This is a genomic window from Cellulomonas hominis (assembly GCF_901521055.1).
In the GTDB taxonomy this organism is placed as follows: Bacteria; Actinomycetota; Actinomycetes; order Actinomycetales; family Cellulomonadaceae; genus Cellulomonas; species Cellulomonas endometrii.
Window position 1 is genome coordinate 21,730 of sequence record NZ_CABEGA010000037.1, and the last position, 18,287, is coordinate 40,016.

General features: G+C 74.9%; 15 protein-coding genes. 4 read left to right on the top strand and 11 right to left on the bottom strand.

What is annotated here, in order from left to right; all coding sequences use genetic code 11:
- Positions 1-78 precede the first annotated feature (78 nt).
- A complete protein-coding gene (locus KJP73_RS10800) occupies positions 79-1,293 on the top strand; it encodes a ferrochelatase (RefSeq protein WP_213282866.1) in 1,215 nt (404 codons plus the stop codon).
- Positions 1,290-2,027, top strand: coding sequence for a hydrogen peroxide-dependent heme synthase (hemQ, locus tag KJP73_RS10805; RefSeq protein WP_213282867.1), 738 nt, complete (start codon positions 1,290-1,292; stop codon positions 2,025-2,027). The genes KJP73_RS10800 and hemQ overlap by 4 nt, the downstream gene beginning before the upstream one ends.
- A gap of 3 nt (positions 2,028-2,030) precedes the next feature.
- Here the strand turns inward: hemQ and KJP73_RS10810 are convergent, their stop codons facing one another.
- The 6 genes from KJP73_RS10810 to KJP73_RS10835 form a co-directional block, all read right to left on the bottom strand.
- Positions 2,031-2,390, bottom strand: coding sequence for an META domain-containing protein (locus KJP73_RS10810; protein WP_213282868.1), 360 nt, complete (start codon positions 2,388-2,390; stop codon positions 2,031-2,033).
- Between the two features lie 47 nt (positions 2,391-2,437).
- Positions 2,438-3,538, bottom strand: coding sequence for an LLM class flavin-dependent oxidoreductase (locus KJP73_RS10815; protein WP_249669303.1), 1,101 nt, complete (start codon positions 3,536-3,538; stop codon positions 2,438-2,440).
- Between the two features lie 33 nt (positions 3,539-3,571).
- Positions 3,572-4,903 carry a Glu/Leu/Phe/Val family dehydrogenase gene (locus KJP73_RS10820; RefSeq protein ID WP_213282869.1) on the bottom strand — a complete coding sequence of 444 codons (1,332 nt, stop codon included), beginning with the start codon at positions 4,901-4,903 and terminating at the stop codon, positions 3,572-3,574.
- A gap of 121 nt (positions 4,904-5,024) precedes the next feature.
- Entirely contained in the window at positions 5,025-5,921 is an 897-nt protein-coding gene (locus tag KJP73_RS10825) for a M15 family metallopeptidase (RefSeq protein ID WP_213282870.1), read from the bottom strand.
- Between the two features lie 161 nt (positions 5,922-6,082).
- Positions 6,083-6,865: an aldo/keto reductase gene (locus KJP73_RS10830; protein ID WP_213282871.1), complete on the bottom strand. Its 783-nt coding sequence runs from the start codon at positions 6,863-6,865 to the stop codon at positions 6,083-6,085.
- Entirely contained in the window at positions 6,862-7,698 is an 837-nt protein-coding gene (locus tag KJP73_RS10835) for an AraC family transcriptional regulator (protein WP_213282872.1), read from the bottom strand. The genes KJP73_RS10830 and KJP73_RS10835 overlap by 4 nt, the downstream gene beginning before the upstream one ends.
- 112 nt (positions 7,699-7,810) lie before the next feature.
- Here KJP73_RS10835 and KJP73_RS10840 point away from each other — a divergent pair, with 112 nt between their 5' ends.
- Positions 7,811-11,179, top strand: a complete 3,369-nt coding sequence (locus KJP73_RS10840; RefSeq protein ID WP_213282873.1) for a proline dehydrogenase family protein — start codon at positions 7,811-7,813, stop codon at positions 11,177-11,179.
- 110 nt (positions 11,180-11,289) lie between these two features.
- Here the strand turns inward: KJP73_RS10840 and KJP73_RS10845 are convergent, their stop codons facing one another.
- From KJP73_RS10845 to KJP73_RS10865, 5 genes are all read right to left on the bottom strand, one after another.
- Positions 11,290-12,318 (bottom strand): LacI family DNA-binding transcriptional regulator, encoded by a 1,029-nt coding sequence (locus tag KJP73_RS10845; protein ID WP_213282874.1) that lies wholly within the window; start codon positions 12,316-12,318, stop codon positions 11,290-11,292.
- 113 nt (positions 12,319-12,431) lie between these two features.
- A complete protein-coding gene (locus KJP73_RS10850; protein ID WP_213282875.1) occupies positions 12,432-13,370 on the bottom strand; it encodes a carbohydrate ABC transporter permease in 939 nt (312 codons plus the stop codon).
- Positions 13,367-14,470, bottom strand: coding sequence for a carbohydrate ABC transporter permease (locus tag KJP73_RS10855; protein WP_213282876.1), 1,104 nt, complete (start codon positions 14,468-14,470; stop codon positions 13,367-13,369). The genes KJP73_RS10850 and KJP73_RS10855 overlap by 4 nt, the downstream gene beginning before the upstream one ends.
- An 86-nt stretch (positions 14,471-14,556) precedes the next feature.
- Positions 14,557-15,852 (bottom strand): ABC transporter substrate-binding protein, encoded by a 1,296-nt coding sequence (locus KJP73_RS10860; RefSeq protein ID WP_213282877.1) that lies wholly within the window; start codon positions 15,850-15,852, stop codon positions 14,557-14,559.
- Positions 15,853-16,091: 239 nt separating this feature from the next.
- Complete coding sequence (locus KJP73_RS10865; protein WP_213282878.1) at positions 16,092-16,598, bottom strand: DUF2505 domain-containing protein; 507 nt, start codon at positions 16,596-16,598, stop codon at positions 16,092-16,094.
- A gap of 148 nt (positions 16,599-16,746) precedes the next feature.
- On the opposite strand from KJP73_RS10865, the gene KJP73_RS10870 reads away from it, so the two are divergent.
- Positions 16,747-18,287: sensor histidine kinase (locus KJP73_RS10870; RefSeq protein WP_213282879.1), on the top strand; the 1,541-nt coding region annotated here is incomplete at its 3' end.

Here is an 18,287-nt window from a genome sequence, read left to right on the forward strand (position 1 = left end):
GTCCCGTCGCGACAACGTCACGTCGGCGGCCCGCCGCTGCCGACGGGCCGGTCACGGCAGGGGTGGGAAGATGGGGCGGTGTCCGTCTCCCCCCTGACGGCGTCCGCGCTCGCCCCGTACGACGCCGTGCTCCTGCTCTCCTTCGGCGGCCCCGAGCAGCCCGAGGACGTCCTGCCGTTCATGAAGAACGTGACCCGCGGCAAGGGCATCCCCGAGGAACGCCTGGTCGAGGTCAGCCAGCACTACGCCCTGTTCGGCGGGCGCAGCCCGATCAACGACCAGAACCGGGCCCTGCTGGCCGCCCTGCGCGCCGAGCTGGACGCGCGCGGCATCGACACGCCGCTGGCCTGGGGCAACCGGAACTGGGAGCCGTTCACCGACGGCGCGCTCGCGGGGCTCCGCGACGCCGGGGCGGGCCGCGTGCTCGCGCTCGTGACGTCCGCGTACGGGTCCTACTCGGGCTGCCGGCAGTACCGCGAGCACGTCGCGCAGGCGCTCGCGGGTGTCGCCGGGCTCGACGAGACGCCGCAGGACGCGGAGGCCGCCGCGGGCGTGCGGGTCGACAAGCTCCGCCACTACTTCAACCACCCGGGCTTCCTGCGCGCGAACGCCGACGCGGTGGTGGAGGCGTTCACCGAGCTCGCCGCCCGGACCGGTCGCCCGGTCGCGGACGTGGCCGCCGACGCCCCGCTGCTGTTCGTCACCCACTCGATCCCGCTGGCGATGGAGGCCGGGTCCGCCGCCGCCCGCCCCGGGTACCTCGCCCAGCACGAGGACGCCTGCCGCGAGGTGGCCGCGCTGGTGGCCGCGGACCTCGGCATCGAGCCCGCGTGGAGCCTCGCGTTCTGCTCGCGCTCCGGCCCGCCGTCGCAGCCGTGGCTGGAGCCCGACATCAACGACGTCCTGACCGAGCGCGCCGAGGCCGGCACCACGGCCGTCGTCATGTCGCCGATCGGCTTCGTGTCCGACCACATGGAGGTCGCGTACGACCTCGACACCGAGGCGATGGCCACCGCGGATGACCTCGGCATCACCGCGGTCCGCGCCGGCTCGGCGTCCACCCGCGCACCGTTCGTCGCGGGGCTCGTCGACCTCATGGTCGAGCGCGCCGCCGCCGAGCGCGGCGAGGACCCCGAGCGGGTGACCGTGGGGGCGTTCGACGCCTGGCCCGACCGGTGCGCCGTCGGCTGCTGCTTCCAGCGGGCCGGCGTCGACACGGGACTCCCGACGATCTCGCAGCAGCGGGAGACCGGCACAGCGCACGACAGCAGCGAAGGAGCAGCAGCCCGATGAGCACGACGACGGACCAGCCCGGCGGCCACACCCCGGAGGTCGCGGACGCGATCAACAGCGCGATCGGGTACGCGATGTACGCCGTGTTCGAGACGTCCTCGGCGCTGCCCGTGGACGCCGCCGAGCGCCGCCGCATCGTCGACGCCGCGCTCGCCGCCCTCACCGGGCCGGACGCCCCCGAGGGCCTCGTCGTGCGCGGCTGGTACGACGTCGCGGGCCTGCGCGCCGACGCCGACCTCATGGTCTGGTGGCACGCCCCGAGCATCGAGGCCGTCCAGGACGCGTTCCACCGGCTGCGCGCCAGCGAGCTCGGCGAGCACCTGCTGCCGGTCTGGTCGGTCGCCGCGATGCACCGCCCGGCGGAGTTCAACCGCGGGCACGTCCCCGCGTTCCTCACCGGGGAGGCGCCGCGCGCGTACCTCTGCGTGTACCCGTTCGTGCGGTCCTACGAGTGGTACCTGCTGGAGGACGCCGAGCGCCGGGAGCTGCTGCGCGAGCACGGCCACGCCGCCCGCGACTACGCCGACGTCCGCGCGAACACCCTCTCGTCGTTCGCGCTCGGCGACTACGAGTGGATCCTCGGGTTCGAGGCCGACGAGCTGCACCGCATCGTCGACCTCATGCGCGACCTGCGGGCCACCGGCGCGCGCCGGCACGTGCGCGAGGAGGTGCCGTTCTACACCGGCCCCCGCGTCGAGCTCGCGGAGTGGGCGGAGCGGCAGCCGCGGGGCTGACCCCTACAGGGCGTCCTCGGCGGGGGCGGGCAGCAGACGGCTGACCCGCCCCTCGCCGTCGGTCAGCAGCAGCGCGCCGTCGGCCACCTCGGCCGTCAGCGGGCCGGCCAGCAGGTCCAGCACCGCGCGCTCCCGGGCCATGTGCTCGGGGGTCCCGGCCATGAGCGTCGTGACGACGGGGCCGAACGTCAGCGTCCCGTCGGTGTACGCCCACGTGCCGCGCAGCCGGTTCACGCCCCCGGTGCCGTAGACCTGCCCGTCGCCCGAGAACGTCAGCGCCGGGTGCGCCCGCTCCGGGCCGTCGTCGAGCGGCACGCCCGCGACCTCGACGAACCGCCACGTCCCACCGACCACGTCGTCCATGGGCGCGATCCTGCCACCCCGGTCCCCGCGGCGCGCCGGACAGCCGGTCACCAGGCCGCGGCGAGCGCCTCCAGGGTGGCGATGCGGTCCTCGACCGCGTGGGTCGTGGCCGTGACGACCAGCTCGTCGGCGCCCGTGCGGGCCACCAGCTCGCGCAGCCGCTCGACGGCGACGTCGGCCGTGGTCGCGATCTGGGTGCCGGCCACGCGGGAGAAGAAGTCGCGCGCCTGCTCGGGGTCGATCGTGGCGAGCAGCTGCTCGGCGTCCTCGGGGGTCTCGATCGGCGCGAGCGCCCCGCGGGTGCGCAGGCGCAGGGCCATCACCTTGCTGGGCCCGGCCAGCCACTCGGCGCGCTCGTCGGACTCGGCGACGATCACCGACGCGGACACCATCAGCAGCGGCGCGTCCAGCACGGCCGACGGGCGGAACGCCGACCGGTACACCTCGGCGGCCTGCGTGGTGATGCCGGTGCCGAAGTGGTGCGCGTAGGAGAACGGCAGGCCGAGCTCGCCCGCGAGCTGCGCGCTGAACGTGCTGGACCCGAGCAGCCACACCTGCGGCGTGCCGGTGGCGGCCGGGGTGGCGATCAGCCGCGACGCGGTGGCGCTGGCGGCGCGGCCCTGCGGGAGCTGGCCGAGCAGGTGCAGGACGTCGAGCAGCTCGGCGGGGAAGTCCTCCGCACCGAGGCCGTCGACGGTGCGGCGCAGGGCCGCGGCGGTGACGGGGTCGGCGCCCGGAGCGCGCCCGATGCCCAGGTCCACGCGCCCCGGGTGCAGCGCCTCGAGCATCGCGAACTGCTCGGCGACCACCAGCGAGGGGTGGTTCGGCAGCATCACGCCGCCCGACCCGACGCGGATCCGCTCGGTCGACGCGGCGAGGTGCGCGAGCAGCACCGCGGGCGACGTCGACGCGACGGCCGGCATCGCGTGGTGCTCGGCCACCCAGAACCGCCGGTACCCCAGCCGGTCGGCCGCCCGCGCCAGGGCGGTGGAGTCGGCGAGCGCGTCGGCGCTCGTGCGCCCGGTGCCCACCGGGGACAGGTCGAGGACGGACAGCGGGACGGGGTTCTCGGTGGTCACACCGGGGGCAACGCGGCCGGTGCGGGACTGCTTCCCGCCGCCGGCCGCCGGGCGGATGCCGTCCGTCACACGCCCTCGCCGGTCGCCGGTCGCCTGTCGGGGTCAGGGGTACAGGCCGCGGAGCTGGTGCGCCTCCGCCACGCGGCGCACCCCGATGACGAGCGCCGCGTCGCGCAGCGTGAGGCCGTCGGCGCGGGCCCGCTGGGCGACCGCGGCGTACGCCGACCGCATCCGGTGCTCCAGGCGGTCCTCGATCTCCCGCTCGGTCCACCAGTACGCCTGGTTCGCCTGCACCCACTCGAAGTAGGACACGACCACGCCGCCGGCGTTCGCCAGGATGTCCGGCACGACGGTGATGCCGCGCTCGGCCAGCACCCGGTCGCCGGCGCTGGTGGTCGGGCCGTTCGCGCCCTCGACGACCCAGCGCGCCTTGACCGTCCGGGCGGTCTCCTCGTCGAGCACGTCCTCGACCGCAGCGGGGATGAGCACGTCCACGTCGAGCGCGAGCAGCTCCGCGTTGCCGATCGGGTCCGCGCCGGCGAACCCGACGACCGAGCCGGTCGTCGCGACGTGCGCGTGCAGCGCCGCGACGTCCAGCCCGTCCGGCGCGTGCACGCCGCCGTACTGGTCGCTCACCGCCACGACGCGGGCGCCGCCCTCGGCCAGGAACCGCGCGGCGTGCGAGCCGACCTTGCCGAACCCCTGCACGGCGGCCGAGACCTCGGACAGGTCGGCGCCGGCGTCGGCGAGCGCCGCGGACGTCACGTGCACCACGCCGCGGGAGGTGGCCGTCGCGCGGCCGAGCGAGCCGCCGACGGCCAGCGGCTTGCCGGTGACGACGGCCGGGATCGTGTACCCGAAGTTCACCGAGTACGTGTCCATCACCCAGCTCATCGTCTGCTCGGTGGTCCCGACGTCCGGCGCCATGATGTCCCGCTCCGGCCCGATGATCGGCATCACCTCGGAGGTGTAGCGCCGGGTGACGCGCTCCAGCTCGGCGGGGGAGTACCCGCGCGGGTCGATCGCCACGCCGCCCTTCGCGCCGCCGTACGGCAGCTCCACGACGGCGCACTTCCAGGTCATCCACATCGCCAGGGCGCGGACCTCGTCGATGTCGACGCCCGGCGCGTACCGCAGGCCGCCCTTGCCGGGCCCGCGGGAGATGTTGTGCTGCACCCGGTAGCCGGCGTGCAGCTCGATCCGCCCGTCGTCCCGCCGGAGCGGGACCGCCACGTGCAGCTCGCGCCGGGGGGTCGCGAGCATCTGGTGCATCCCCTCGTCGTAGCCGAGCAGCTCCACGGCGGACGACAGCTGGGCGTGCGCGGTGGTGAGGGGTGAGGTGCGCGAGGCCGGCCCCGTGGTGCCGGGTGCGGCGCGGGGAGCGGGTTCGGCGGGTCCCGATGGTGCCGTCGATGCGGGCACGGGCGCGGTCATGCAGGCGCCTCCTGGGCATCCGTCCGACGGCCGGGCGCGGCCTCGTCGCCGCCCCGAGGGTGAGCCGCCGGGTCCCCGCCACTGTGCCACACAGGACCGCAGCCGGCGCTGCACCCGCGGGTCAGGAGGTGCGGCCGGGGCCGTACTCGAAGTGCCAGTACTCGGCGTACGGCTGGCCCTGGCGGACCCGGGCGGGCGCGTACCAGCCGTAGGTGGGACCGTTCGCCACGAGCCAGTCGTACCGGGCGGTGCCGAACCCGTAGACGTCGGGCCACTCCTGGACGTCCAGCGCGGTGCCGAGCCCGTGCGACGAGGTGCCGGGCGCCGCCGCCAGCCCGCCGAACTCCGCCTTCATGGCCACCTGGTCCGCGTAGGACCGGTAGGTGAGGTCCATGTCGATCGAGGCGCCGAACTGGGCGCGGAAGGCCTCGTTCAGCGCGGTGAGCGCGTCGGCGGCGTCGCAGCGCAGGTACTGGGCGAACCCCAGCCGGTCGGTGCCCCAGGGCACCTGGCACATCGCGGACATCGGCATGTGGCCGTTCGAGCCGTCGCCGTCCGCGGTCGGCACGGACGTCACCCAGAGCACGTGACCCTGCGCGTCCACCGGGCGGCCGTCGACCCAGCCCGCGATCCCGGGGGCGGCCGACGCCTGCGCGGGGGCGCGCTCCGCCGCGGCGGCGTCCTCGGCGGCCTCCTGCGCCGCCCGCTCCGCGGCGAGCCGGTCGGCCTCGGCCTGGGCGGCGGCCTGCGCGGCGGCCTGCTCCTGCGCGATGCGGGCGGCCTCCGCCTCGGCCGCCGCTGCGTCCCGCGCGGCCTGCGCTTCGCCGGCGGCCTGCCGGGCGGCGTCCCGCGTGGCGGCACGGTCCCGGTCGGCGAGGAACTCGCCCTCCCGCTCCGCCGCGTCCACCGCCAGGCTCAGCGCCCGCGCGCTGCGCTCGGCCTCCGCGGCGCGCTCGCGGGCGGCCTGCAGCTGCACCCCCCCGACCACCACGGCGGCGACGAGCAGGGCGCTCGTCACCGCCGCGACGGTCGTGCGGCCGGCGGGGACCCGACGAGCACCCCGTCCCCACGGGACCCGGCGGCGCCGGCGGCCCGGGGGCGCGGCGCGGCGCCCGGCCGCACAGGAGCTGCGGCGCGGGGCGTCGGGCCCCTCCGGCGGGACCGGCGTGGCGGGGTCGGTCACCTGCCGCCCAGGCCGTCGATCTGCGCGAGCTCGTCGGCGGACAGCGAGAAGCCCAGCACGTCGAGGTTCTGCCGGATGCGCTCGGGGTTCGTCGACTTCGGGATGACGACGACGCCGTGGTCGATGTGCCAGCGCAGGACCACCTGGCGGGTGCTCACGCCGTGCGCCTCGGCGATCCCGGTGAGGACCGGGTCGTCCAGGTCGGTGCGCTTGAACGGGCTGTAGCCCTCGACGCGCACGCCGCGGCGCTCGTGCTCGGCGACCAGGTCGGCGTCGTAGTCGCCCGGGCTCCACGGGATCTGGTTCACCGCGGGCGCCACGCCGGTCGCGGCGATCAGCTCGTCGATCTGCGCGATCGAGTAGTTCGAGACGCCGATGTCGCGGACCAGGCCCTCCTCGCGCGCCGCGATGAACTGCTCCCAGGTGGCGGGCGTCGCCTGCTTGTTCGGCGGCCAGTGCACCAGCCACAGGTCGAGGTGGTCGGTGTGCAGCGCGGCGAGGGACTCCATCAGCGTCTGCCGCTCGCGGCCCGCGTGGTCCGGCGGCAGCTTGGTGGTGAGGAAGACGGCGTCGCGGTCCATGTCCCGCCCGGAGAGGGCGCGGCCGACCTCGGCCTCGTTCCCGTACCCGGTCGCGGTGTCGATGTGCGTGTACCCGAGCTCCAGGGCCGCGGCGACGGCGAGCTCGGCCTCGTTGCCCTCGGACTGCCAGGTGCCCAGGCCGAGCAGCGGCATCGCGCCGTTCGGCAGGCTGGTCGTGGGGATCAGCGCAGGTGTCATGCGTCCATCGTTCCCCAGGCGGCGGCGCGCGGCCACGGCAGCGGGTCCGCGACGCCGGTGACCTGCGGCGGCGTCCCGCGCGCGGCCCGCCGGAACTGCGCCGGGGTCTCGCCCGTCAGCCGGCCGAACGTCCGGGTGAACGACGCCTGGTCGTAGAACCCGGCGGACGCGGCGACCTCCGCGAGCGGCGACCCCGTCCCGCCCAGCAGCGCGGCCGCGTGGTCGAGCCGCGCCCGCAGCACGTACTGCTGCGGGGACAGCGCGTAGACCCGGCGCACCCGGCGGTCGAGCGTGGACGCCGAGCACCCGGCGGCCTCGGCGAGCTCCGCCACCGTCGGCGGGTCGGCCAGCCGGGACTGCACGAACGCCGCGACCCGGGACAGGGCGTCGACCGTCGCCTCGTCGGCGTCCCCGGCGCGCAGGGCCTGCGAGATGCTGACCAGGCCCACCACGGCGCCGCCCGCGTCCCGCACGGGCTCCTTGGACGTGAGGTACCAGCCGGGGGCGCCGCCCGGCCGCCGGATCAGCTCGAGCTCGCGGTGCAGCGACCGGCCCGTCTCCAGCACCTCGCGGTCCTGGGCGTCGTACCGCTCGGCCAGGTGCGGGAGGAACAGCTCCGCGGCGCTGCGACCGACGACCGCGCGCCGGGACCGTTCCGAGGTGCGGCGCACGAACGCCTCGTTGACCACGACGTACCGGCCGGTCACGTCCTTGGCGCAGAACATCGTGCCGGTCAGGTCGTCGCACAGCCGCAGCAGGGCGGGCGTGAGGGCGCGCAGCAGGGCGGCGGCCTCGGGGGAGGCGGCGGTCGGCAGCGGTGGACGGCGTTCCATGTCGCAGGGCAGCGTAGGTGGTGCGGATGACAGCCACGTGTCACGGATCCGGGGCCGTGCCCCGGGCGATCGGTGCAAGACGGGCTCCGGAGCGATCGGGGACGATGCCGCCATGACGACGACCCACGACCCGGCAGGCGCGACCGTGCCCGCCGAGCCCGCGGCAGCCCCCGCTGCCGCCGCCCCCGCCGACGCCCTCACCCGCGCCGCCGTGGACCTGGCCCACCGCTGGATGGACGCCACGGCCGCCGACGAGACCCCCGCCGAGCGGCGCGCCACCGGCCGGTTGGCCGCCCTCGTCGCCGACCCCGCCGGGCTCGAGCTCGCGGTGCGGTTCGTGGACCGGGTCGCCCGGCCCGAGGACGCCCGGGTCGCCGCCGCCGAGCTGGCCGACCTCGGGGACCGCGCCGCGGACGCCGCGGGGTTCCTCGGCGTCGTGGACCGCGCGCTGCTGGGCGTCGGCGCCCGCGTGGCGCCGCTGCTGCCCGGCGCGGTCGTGCCGGCCGCCCGGATCCGGCTGCGCCAGCTGGTCGGGCACCTCGTCGCCGACGCCGGTCCGGGGCTGGGCGCGCACATCGCCCGCGCCCGGCGGGACGGCTTCCGGCTCAACCTCAACCTGCTGGGCGAGGCCGTGCTCGGCGAGGACGAGGCGAACCGGCGGCTGCACCGCGTCGGGGAGCTCGTCGCGCGCCCGGACGTGGACTACGTGTCCGTGAAGGTGTCGGCGGTCGCCAGCCAGCTCTCCACCTGGGACACCGAGGGCAGCGTGCGGCGGGTCGTCGACCGGCTCCGCCCGCTGTACCGGGCCGCCGCCGAGCACGGCACGTTCCTCAACCTCGACATGGAGGAGTACCGCGATCTCGCCCTCACCGTGCGGGTGTTCGACGAGCTCGTCTCCGACCCCGCGCTGCACGGCCACGAGTTCGGCATCGTGCTGCAGGCGTACCTGCCCGACACGTCGGCCGCGCTCGACGACCTGACCGAGATCGCGCGCCGTCGCGTCGCGGCCGGGGGAGCCCGGCTCAAGGTCCGCCTGGTCAAGGGCGCGAACCTCGCGATGGAGAAGGTCGAGGCCGAGCTGCACGACTGGGCGCAGGCGCCGTACGACGGCAAGCCCGACGTCGACGCGCACTACGTCCGCCTGGTCCGGCGCGCCCTGGACCCCGAGCGCACGAGCGCTCTGCGGGTCGGCGTCGCGAGCCACAACCTGTTCCACGTCGCGTACGCCCACCTGCTCGCCGGGCAGCGCGGCGTCACCGAGGCGCTGGACATCGAGATGCTGCAGGGCATGGCGCCGGCGCAGGCCCGCGCGGTCCAGCGCGAGGTCGGCCAGGTGCTGCTCTACACGCCGGTGGTCGCGCAGCAGGACTTCGACGTCGCGATCTCGTACCTGGTCCGCCGCCTGGAGGAGAACGCGGCGCACCAGAACTTCCTGCACGCGCTGTTCGCCGGCGACGACGGCCGGGGCACCGGCATCCCGTCGCAGGAGGAGGCGTTCCTCGCGTCCGTCGCCGGCGCCGAGACCGTCCCCACCGGCCGCCGGCGGCTGCCGCGTGCCGCCGACGCGCCGTCCCCGCGCCCCGGTGCCTTCCGGAACGCCGCCGACACCGACCCCGCCGTGGCCGAGTCGCGGGAGTGGGCCGCCGGGCTCGTCGCCCGTGACGTCGAGCCGCCCGCCGGCGCCGTCGAGGTCGCCACCGAGGCCGAGGTCGACGAGGTCGTGGCCCGCGCCGTCGGTGCCGCCCCCGCCTGGTCCGCGCGCACCCCCGCCGAGCGCGCCGCCGTGCTGCGCCGCGCCGCCGACGAGCTCGAGGCCGCCCGCGGCGACCTGGTAGCGACGATGGTGCACGAGGGCGGCAAGACCGTCGCCGAGGCCGACCCCGAGGTCAGCGAGGCCGTGGACTTCGCGCGGTACTACGCGGACCGCGCCGAGGAGCTCGCGGACGGGACGGTCCCCGGTGCGGTGTTCCGGCCGCGCGGCGTCACCGTCGTCACCCCGCCGTGGAACTTCCCGGTCGCGATCCCGGTCGGCTCGACCCTCGCGGCGCTCGCCGCCGGGTCGCCCGTGCTCATCAAGCCCGCGCCGCAGACCCCGCGCTGCGTGCGCGTCGCGATGGCGGCCGTGCAGCGCGCGTTCGACGCGGCCGGCGTCGCCGAGCCCGCGCTCCAGGTCGTGCTCTCGCCCGAGGGCGAGGTCGGCCGGCGGCTGGTCACCCACCCCGACGTCGCGCGGGTCCTGCTCACCGGCTCCCTGGAGACCGCGCAGCTGTTCGGGGGGTGGCGTCCCGACCTCGACGTGCTCGCCGAGACCTCCGGCAAGAACGCGCTGATCATCACGCCGTCCGCCGACGTCGACCTCGCGGTGGCCGACCTGGTCCGCTCGGCGTTCGGCCACGCGGGGCAGAAGTGCTCCGCCGCGTCGCTCGCGATCCTGGTCGGGTCGGCCGGCACGTCCGACCGGCTGCGCCGCCAGCTCGCCGACGCCGTCACGTCGCTGCGGGTGGGCTGGTCCGACGACCTCGGCACCACGATGGGCCCGCTGGTCGAGCCCGCGTCCGGCAAGCTCCTGCGCGCCCTGACCACGCTCGACGAGGGGGAGGCGTGGCTGGTGCAGCCCCGCCGGCTCGACGACGAGGGCCGGCTGTGGACCCCGGGCGTGAAGCACGGCGTGCGGCCCGGCTCGTGGTTCCACCTGACCGAGTGCTTCGGCCCGGTGCTCGGCGTGATCCGCGTCGCGACCCTGGACGAGGCGATCGAGGTGCAGAACGCGGTCGCGCTCGGCCTGACCGGCGGCCTGCACTCCCTGGACGAGGCCGAGATCGCGCACTGGCTCGACCGCGTCGAGGTCGGCAACGCGTACGTCAACCGGCACATCACCGGCGCCGTCGTGCAGCGGCAGCCGTTCGGCGGCTGGAAGGCGTCCGTCGTCGGGCCCGGCGCGAAGGCGGGCGGCCCCTCGTACGTCGCGCAGCTCGGTGCCTGGCAGGACGACGCCGAGGTCACGGGCCTCGACGACGAGGCGTGGCTGGCGTGGGCGCAGCAGAACGACGCCCGCTGGTGGGCGTCCGAGTTCGGCGCCGCGCACGACCCGTCGGAGCTCGCGGCGGAGGAGAACACGCTCCGCTACCGCCCCGTGCCGCACCTCACGGTCCGGGTCGGCGCGGACGCCCGGGAGCGCGACGTGCGCCGGGTGCTCACCGCCGCGCGCACCGCCGGGGTGCCGATCGCCGTCAGCCGCGCGGCCGACGAGTCCGACGAGGCGTTCGCCGCCCGGGTCGCCGGCGGGGACGTCTCCGGCCGGGTGCGGGTGGTGGGCAGCGCGCCGGGCCTCCGGGCCGCGGCGGTGGCCCGCACGGGCGAGGTCACGGTGCTGGACGCACCGGTGGTGGCGAGCGGCCGCCGGGAGCTGATGACGGTCGTGCGGGAGCAGGCGGTCAGCCGCACCCGGCACCGGTTCGGCCACGTCGACCCGACCCGCTGACGTCCCCCCCGCGCCGAGATGGCACTTCTCGCCTGGCGGCGTCGCGATGCCGCCAGGCGAGAACTGTCATCTCGGCGCGCGGCCGGGGGTGGCGCGGGGGGGGGGGGCGGTCAGGCGGAGCCGCGGACGACCAGCTCCGGGGAGAAGATCTGCGGGTCCCGGCGCGCCGGGCGGCCCTGGAGCTGCGCGACGAGCTCCTCGCCCGCCGCGCGGGCCATCGCGATGACCGGCTGCGTGACCGTCGTGAGGTTCGGCTTCGTGGTGGTCGCGAGCCCGGAGTTGTCGTACCCGACCACGGCCACGTCGCCGGGCACGTCGCGGCCGCTGTCGGCGAGCTCCGGCAGGGCGCCGGCGGCCATGAGGTCGGAGGCGATGAACAGCGCGTCGAGATCCGGGTGCCGCGCGAGGAGCTCGCGCGCGGCGGCGGCCCCCCCGTCGACCGTGAAGTCGCCGTGGACCACCGCGTCGTCGGGCAGCCCGGCGTCGGCCAGCGCGGCGCGCCACCCGGCGAGCCGGTCGATGCCGGCGGACATGTCGGCAGGTCCGGCGATGGTGCCGATCCGCCGGCGGCCGAGGCCGATGAGGTGCTCGGTGGCGATCCGACCGCCGAGGACGTTGTCGGTGTCGACCACCGCGGCGTCCTCGCCACCGGTGAGCGGCCGGCCGATGAACACGGTCGGCACCATCGAGCTCTGCAGCGCCCGGTCGATCGCGTCGTCGCGGTGGTGCGACACCACGATCGCCCCGTCGACGTGCCCGGCGCGCAGGTACCGCGCCGTCCGCTCGGACTCGCCGGGGCGGGCGATGACGAGCAGCAGCTGCAGGTCGGACTGGGCGAGCGGGGTGGAGACGCCGTTCAGCACGCCGGCGAAGAAGGGGTCGGACAGCACGCGCTCGTCGGGCTCCGGGACGACCAGCGCGACGGAGTCGGTGCGGCGGGTGACCAGCGAGCGTGCGGCGCGGTTCGGGGTGTAGCCGAGCTCGGCGACGGCCGCCGCGACGGACTCCATCGCCTCGGGGGAGACCCGCAGCCCGCCGTTGATCGCCCGGGACGCGGTGGACCGGGAGACGCCGGCGCGCTCCGCGACCTGCTCGAGCGTCGGCGCGACGGCCGAGGAGATGGCTGACTGGTCGACCACGGTCGAGGGCCCCCTAGGGACGAGTGGCGGGCCGTGCGGGTGCGCGGCCGGTGGGCGCGCCGCGCTGCGCGGGGACCTCGCCGGAGCCAGGTCCCCGCGCCGAAGCGTAGCGCTCAGCCCTTGACGGCCCCGGCCATGATCCCGGCGACGAGCTGCCGGCCTGCGACCACGAACAGGAGGAGCAGCGGGATGATCGACAGGACGACGCCGGCCATGATCAGCGGCATGTCCTGGAAGAACCCGGCCTGCAGCAGCTTCAGCGCTACCGGCAGGGTGGGGTTCTGGGTGCCGAGGACGATCGACGGCCAGAAGAAGTTCGTCCACGACGTGATGAAGGTGAACAGCGCGAGCATCGCGGCGGCCGGCTTCGCGGCGGGCAGCGCGATCGACCAGAACGTCCGGAACATCGACGCGCCGTCGACGCGGGCGGCCTCGATCAGCTCGTAGGGCAGCGCGGAGTCGAGGTACTGGGTCATCCAGAAGACCCCGAACGCCGTGACGAGCCCCGGCAGGATCACCGCGGCGAGGTTGCCGGTGAGCCCGAGCTCCCGCATCACGATGTACAGCGGCACCACGCCGAGCTGGGTCGGCACGGCCATCGTCGCGATGACGAAGACCAGCAGCGGCCCGCGGCCGCGGAACCGGAGCTTCGCGAACGAGTACCCGGCGAGCGTCGAGAAGAACACCACCGACAGGCTGGTGATCACGGCGACGACGAGGGAGTTGCCGGTGGCGCGCACCAGGTCGATGTCCGCGTCGAACACCCGCTGGAGGTTGGCGAGGAACTCGCCGCCGGGGATCAGCGAGGGCACGGGGTTCTGCGAGACCTGCTCCGACGTCGACGACGAGAGCAGGAACGTGAAGTACAGGGGGTACGCGGAGATCAGGATGAAGATCCCGAGCACCGTGTACGTGATCCAGCCCGGGCGACGCTCCGCGGTGCCGTGGCTCGCGGACTGCCCGCCGCGCCGGCGGCCCACGCCGCGGCGGGCGGCCTTGGCCGCGCCCCTGCCGGCGGTCTGCTCGATGACGGGGATGGAGGGGGTGCTCATCGGGGCTTCACCTCGGTCGGGGCGGCGGCGGTGACCGCGGCGTCGGACGTGCGCCGGACGGACTTCGCGAGCTCCCGCGCGTTGCGCCGGGTCTGCTTGCGGGCCGATCTGGCGGCGCGGCTCATGTCGTCCGCGGAGGCGATCCTGCGGGTGAGCCAGTTGTTGACCAGCGCGAACAGGATGATCAGCAGGAACAGCAGCCAGGCGACGGCGGCTGCCCGGCCGAGCTGCTGCTTGTTCCAGCCGAGCTCGTACAGGTACAGCGTCACCGTCTTCCACTGGCCGTTGGACCCGCCGAGGCCGGTCGCGTCGTACATGCGCGGCTCGTCGAAGATCTGCAGGCCGCCGATGGTGGAGGTCAGGATGACGAAGATCATCGTCGGGCGGACCATCGGCAGCGTGATCGAGAAGAACTGCCGCAGCCGGTTCGCGCCGTCGATCGTCGCGGCCTCGTACAGGTCGCGGGGGATGGCCTGCATCGCGGCCAGCAGGATGAGGGCGTTGTAGCCGGTCCAGCGGAAGTTGACCATCGACGCGATGGCGATGTGCGACGCGAACGCGTCCTTGTGCCACCCGATCGGGTCGATGCCGATGTAGCCGATCAGCGTGTTGATCATGCCGGAGCCGTCGGCGAACATCTTGGAGAACACCAGGCCGACCGCGACGGGTGCCACCACGTAGGGCAGCAGCACGCCCATCCGCCAGAACGTCTTGGCGCGCAGGTTCGCGTCCAGCATCGCGGCGATCACGAGGGCCGCGATGACCTGCGGCACGGTCGACAGCAGGAAGATGCTCAGCGTGTTCCGCAGGGCCTTCCAGAAGAACGCCTGCTGCAGCACGAAGGAGAAGTTGTCGAGCCCGACGAACTCGCCCTGGCCGCCGATCAGGCTCCACTCGTGCAGCGAGACCCACGCCGTGTACAGCAGCGGGAACAGGCCGACGACGGCGAACAGCAGGAAGAAGGGCGAGATGTACAGGTAGGGGGACAGCTTCACGTCCCACCGGCCCAGCGTCTGCCGGAAGCCGATCTTGCGGGGCGGGCGGTCGTCGCCGCCGCTGCGCGGTGCCGCGCCCCTGACGGGCGCTGTCTGGGTGGCCATGGGGTTCCTTCGTGCGGGCGGACGGCTCGGAGCGGGGGCGGGGCCGGGCCGCGGGGGAGCGTGCCCCCGCGACCCGGCCCTCGGTGTCAGCCGATGGCGGCGACGGCCTCCTCGAAGCCCTTCCAGGACTCCTCGGGGCTCATCGACTTGTCGACGTCGACCCGGTTGAACGCGTCCGACAGACCGGTCCGGATGGTGAAGTAGTTCTCACCCTTGAACGGCTGCGTCGAGATGCCGGCGGAGCGGTCGGTGTAGATCTGGCCGGTCGGGGCGTCGTTGAAGAACTCGCGGGTCATGCCCTGGAGCTCCTCGGACTGCTGCGCCTCGATCTGGCTCGGGAAGTTGCCGTTGACGCCGAACGCCTTGAGCTGCTGCTCGGGGGCGGTCAGCCAGTCGGCGAGGGCCTTGGCCTCCTCCGGGTGCTCCGACATGGTCGGGACCGTCAGGAACGAGCCGCCCCAGTTGCCGCCGCCGCCGGGGAAGACGTTGGCGATGTCCCAGCCCTCGACGCCCGCGGCGTTGCCCTCGATGTTGCCGAGGAACCAGGCCGGCGCGAGCGCCACGGCGAAGCCGTTGCTCTGGAAGGCGTTGGTCCAGTCCTCCTCCCACTGCTTGAGGCCCGCGGACTGGTCCGCGTGGGAGAGGATCGTGTCGTACATCTCCCGGATCTCCGGGTTGTCGAGCGCCGTGATCTCGCCGGACTCGGGGTCCTCGAACGGGGCCTCGATCTGGTTGATCATGCCCTGGGCGACGGCGTCGGCCGAGTCGAAGAAGCCGGGGCCGGTGCCCGCGGCCATGAACTGGTCGCCGACCGCGAAGAAGTCGTCCCAGGTGGCGTCCTCGCCACCGAACAGCTCGGCCACGGCCTCACGGTCCGTCGGCAGGCCGGCGGCGGCGAACAGGTCGGCGCGGTAGGCGATGGCCTCCGGGCCGATGTCCGTCGGGTAGCCGAGCAGCGCGCCGTCCTGCGACGTCGCCTGGTCCAGGGTCCACTGGTTCCAGCGGCCCTCGACGCTGTCGCTGGTCAGGTCCACGAACTGGTCCGAGTACTGGATGATCTGCGGCATCCAGTCGACCTCGACGCCCACGACGTCCGCGAGGCCCGAGCCGGCGCCGAGAGCGGTCTGGAACTGCTCCTTGGCGTCGTCGGACTTGCCGAACTTGTTGTGCTCGATGGTGATGTTCGGGTGCTCGTCCTGGTACTGCTCCAGGAGGTCCTCGTACCCGAACTGGTTGAACGTCGAGATGGTCAGCGTGACCTTCTCGTCGTCGCCGCCGGCGGCGTCGTCGTCGGACGACCCTCCGCCGCACGCCGTCGCGAGCAGGGCGATACCCGTCGCTCCGGCCACAGCCACCCACGTCTTGCGCGTGCTCCTGCGCACCTTGACTCCCTCGTCATCCGGCGGCGTCGTCGCCGCACCCGTTGGGGACACCGGCTCCGGCGTCCACGTGAGAGCGTTCCCAAGATCTGCGGGAGCGCTTCCACGGCATGTCAGGCACTCTCGTGGTAGCGGTTCCACGGTGTCAAGCCGGAGGGGGTCCGAACGGGTCGTGGAAGCGATCCCATGACCGCGTCGTCGCAGGTCAGAGGCGCGCGAGGCGCCGTCGCGTTACGGAATCGTTACGCCTCGGGGGTCGACGCGACCCACTCGCGGGCCACGCCCTCCTCGGCCTCCAGCGCGGCGCGGACCGCCTTCGACGCGGCCTGCTCGACCGCGGACCCGAACAGCGGCACGTTGGCCTTCAGCTCCCCGTCGTAGACGATGCGCGACCCGCCGCCGGCGGCCGACAACGTCACCGTCCCCGTGAGCCGCACCGGGGCGCCCGCGATCTCGACCGCGACCGTGCCGTTGCGGGTGCCGTCGTCCGCCGGGGCCTCCCAGGCCTCGACCTGACGCACCTCGAGCGTCGAGCCGACGAACGACCGGACGTTCGCCGGGATCTGGTCCGTCGGCAGCGCGCGCCGCGTCGTCACGGTGAACGCGCCGTCCTCGCCGGGGGTCACGTCCAGGTGCAGCTCCTCGGCGCCGCTCGCGCGCACCTTGGCCCGGACGTACACCGGGTCGGCCAGCATCACCCCGGCGGTGCGCGGGTCGGCGGGGACGGAGACGGAGACCTGCAGGTGCACGGGAACGGGTCCTTCCGGGGTGCGCGCGCGGGCGCGGTGGAGCGTCGGTCCACCGACATTATCGGCAGCGGGCCTCGCGCGCGTGCGGACGTCGCCGCGGGCGTGGACGAGCCGGGGGCGGCGGGGGCGGAGCGCCTACGCTGAGCGGGTGTCCACCCTGAGCGAGCTCGCGCAGCGCCATGCCCACCTCGACGCCGCGGACCTCGAGTGGCTGCACCTGCTGGTCGGGGACTGGCAGGTCATCTCCGACCTCGCGTTCGCGGACCTGGTGCTCTGGCTGCCGACCGAGGACCGCGACTTCGTGGCCATCGCCCAGTGCCGGCCGAGCACCGGCGCCACGGTGCACTACGACGACGTCGTCGGCTCCCGCCCCCCGGAGGGCCAGCGGCCCCAGCTCGAGCGCTCGCTCACCGAGGTCCGCGCGCAGCGGTCCCGCGAGCCCCGCTGGTTCGGCTCCTACGCGGTGCGCGAGGAGGCCGTGCCGGTCGTCCGTGACGGCCGCGCCATCGCCGTGATCGCCCGGCAGACCAACCTCGGCGGCGCCCGCACGCCCAGCCGCCTGGAGCTGAACTACGTCGAGGCCGCCGACGACCTGATGGCGATGATCGCCCGCGGGGAGTTCCCGCTGCCCAACGCGGCCACCGGGCCCCGGCGCGGCGCCCCCCGCGTCGGCGACGGCCTCGTGCGCCTGAACTCCGAGGGCGAGGTCCTGTACGCCAGCCCGAACGCCCTGTCCTGCTTCCACCGGCTCGGCGCGATGGACGACCTCGTCGGGCGGTCGCTGGTCGAGGTGGTCGCGGACCTGGTCGAGCAGAAGTCCACGGTCGACGAGTCGATGCCGCTCGTCCTCATGGGCCGCGCGCCGTGGCGCACCGACATCGAGGCGCACGGCGTCGCCCTGTCCCTCCGGGCCGTCCCGCTCACCGAGGACCACGAGCGCATCGGCGCCGTCCTGCTCTGCCGCGACGTGTCCGAGCTGCGCCGGCGGGAGCGCGAGCTCATCACCAAGGACGCGACGATCCGCGAGATCCACCACCGCGTGAAGAACAACCTGCAGACCGTCGCCGCGCTGCTGCGGCTGCAGGCCCGCCGGATGAACGTCCCCGAGGCGCGCGCGGCCCTCGAGGAGGCCATGCGGCGGGTCGCGACGATCGCCCTGGTGCACGAGACGCTGTCCCAGACCCTCGACGAGACCGTCGTGTTCGACGAGCTCGTCGGCCGGTCGCTGCGCCTGGCCGCCGACGTGGCGTCCGCCGGGGGGTCGGTGCGCACCGTCGTGCAGGGCACGTTCGGGCCGGTGTCCGCCGAGGACGCGACCGCCCTGGCCCTCGTGCTCACCGAGCTGGTGACCAACGCCGTCGAGCACGGCCTGGCCGGCCGCGAGTCCGGGACCGTCGAGGTGACCGCCGAGCGGATCGAGGACGACCTCACCGTCACCGTCGCCGACGACGGCGGCGGCATCCCCGCGGACGCCGGCGCCGGCACGGGCCTGGGCACCCAGATCGTGTCGACCCTCGTGACCAACGAGCTCCGCGGCTCCATCGCGTGGGCCGCCCGCGAGGGCGGCGGCACCGCGGTCATGCTCACGGCGAAGCTCCGCGTCCCGGGCCGCGAGGCGGCCACCAGCCCCACGGCCTCGAGCAGCACGAGGGCGGTCAGCAGGCGCACCGCGCCGGGCGGCGGCAGGGA

Bases quoted from the DNA above. Each gene is read 5' to 3' on its own strand.
- hemQ (WP_213282867.1), top strand. From the start codon at position 1,290: ATGAGCACGACGACGGACCAGCCCGGCGGCCACACCCCGGAGGTCGCG.
- KJP73_RS10810 (WP_213282868.1), bottom strand. From the start codon at position 2,390: ATGGACGACGTGGTCGGTGGGACGTGGCGGTTCGTCGAGGTCGCGGGC.
- KJP73_RS10820 (WP_213282869.1), bottom strand. From the start codon at position 4,903: ATGACCGCGCCCGTGCCCGCATCGACGGCACCATCGGGACCCGCCGAA.
- KJP73_RS10830 (WP_213282871.1), bottom strand. From the start codon at position 6,865: ATGACACCTGCGCTGATCCCCACGACCAGCCTGCCGAACGGCGCGATG.
- KJP73_RS10835 (WP_213282872.1), bottom strand. From the start codon at position 7,698: ATGGAACGCCGTCCACCGCTGCCGACCGCCGCCTCCCCCGAGGCCGCC.
- KJP73_RS10840 (WP_213282873.1), top strand. From the start codon at position 7,811: ATGACGACGACCCACGACCCGGCAGGCGCGACCGTGCCCGCCGAGCCC.
- KJP73_RS10850 (WP_213282875.1), bottom strand. From the start codon at position 13,370: ATGAGCACCCCCTCCATCCCCGTCATCGAGCAGACCGCCGGCAGGGGC.
- KJP73_RS10855 (WP_213282876.1), bottom strand. From the start codon at position 14,470: ATGGCCACCCAGACAGCGCCCGTCAGGGGCGCGGCACCGCGCAGCGGC.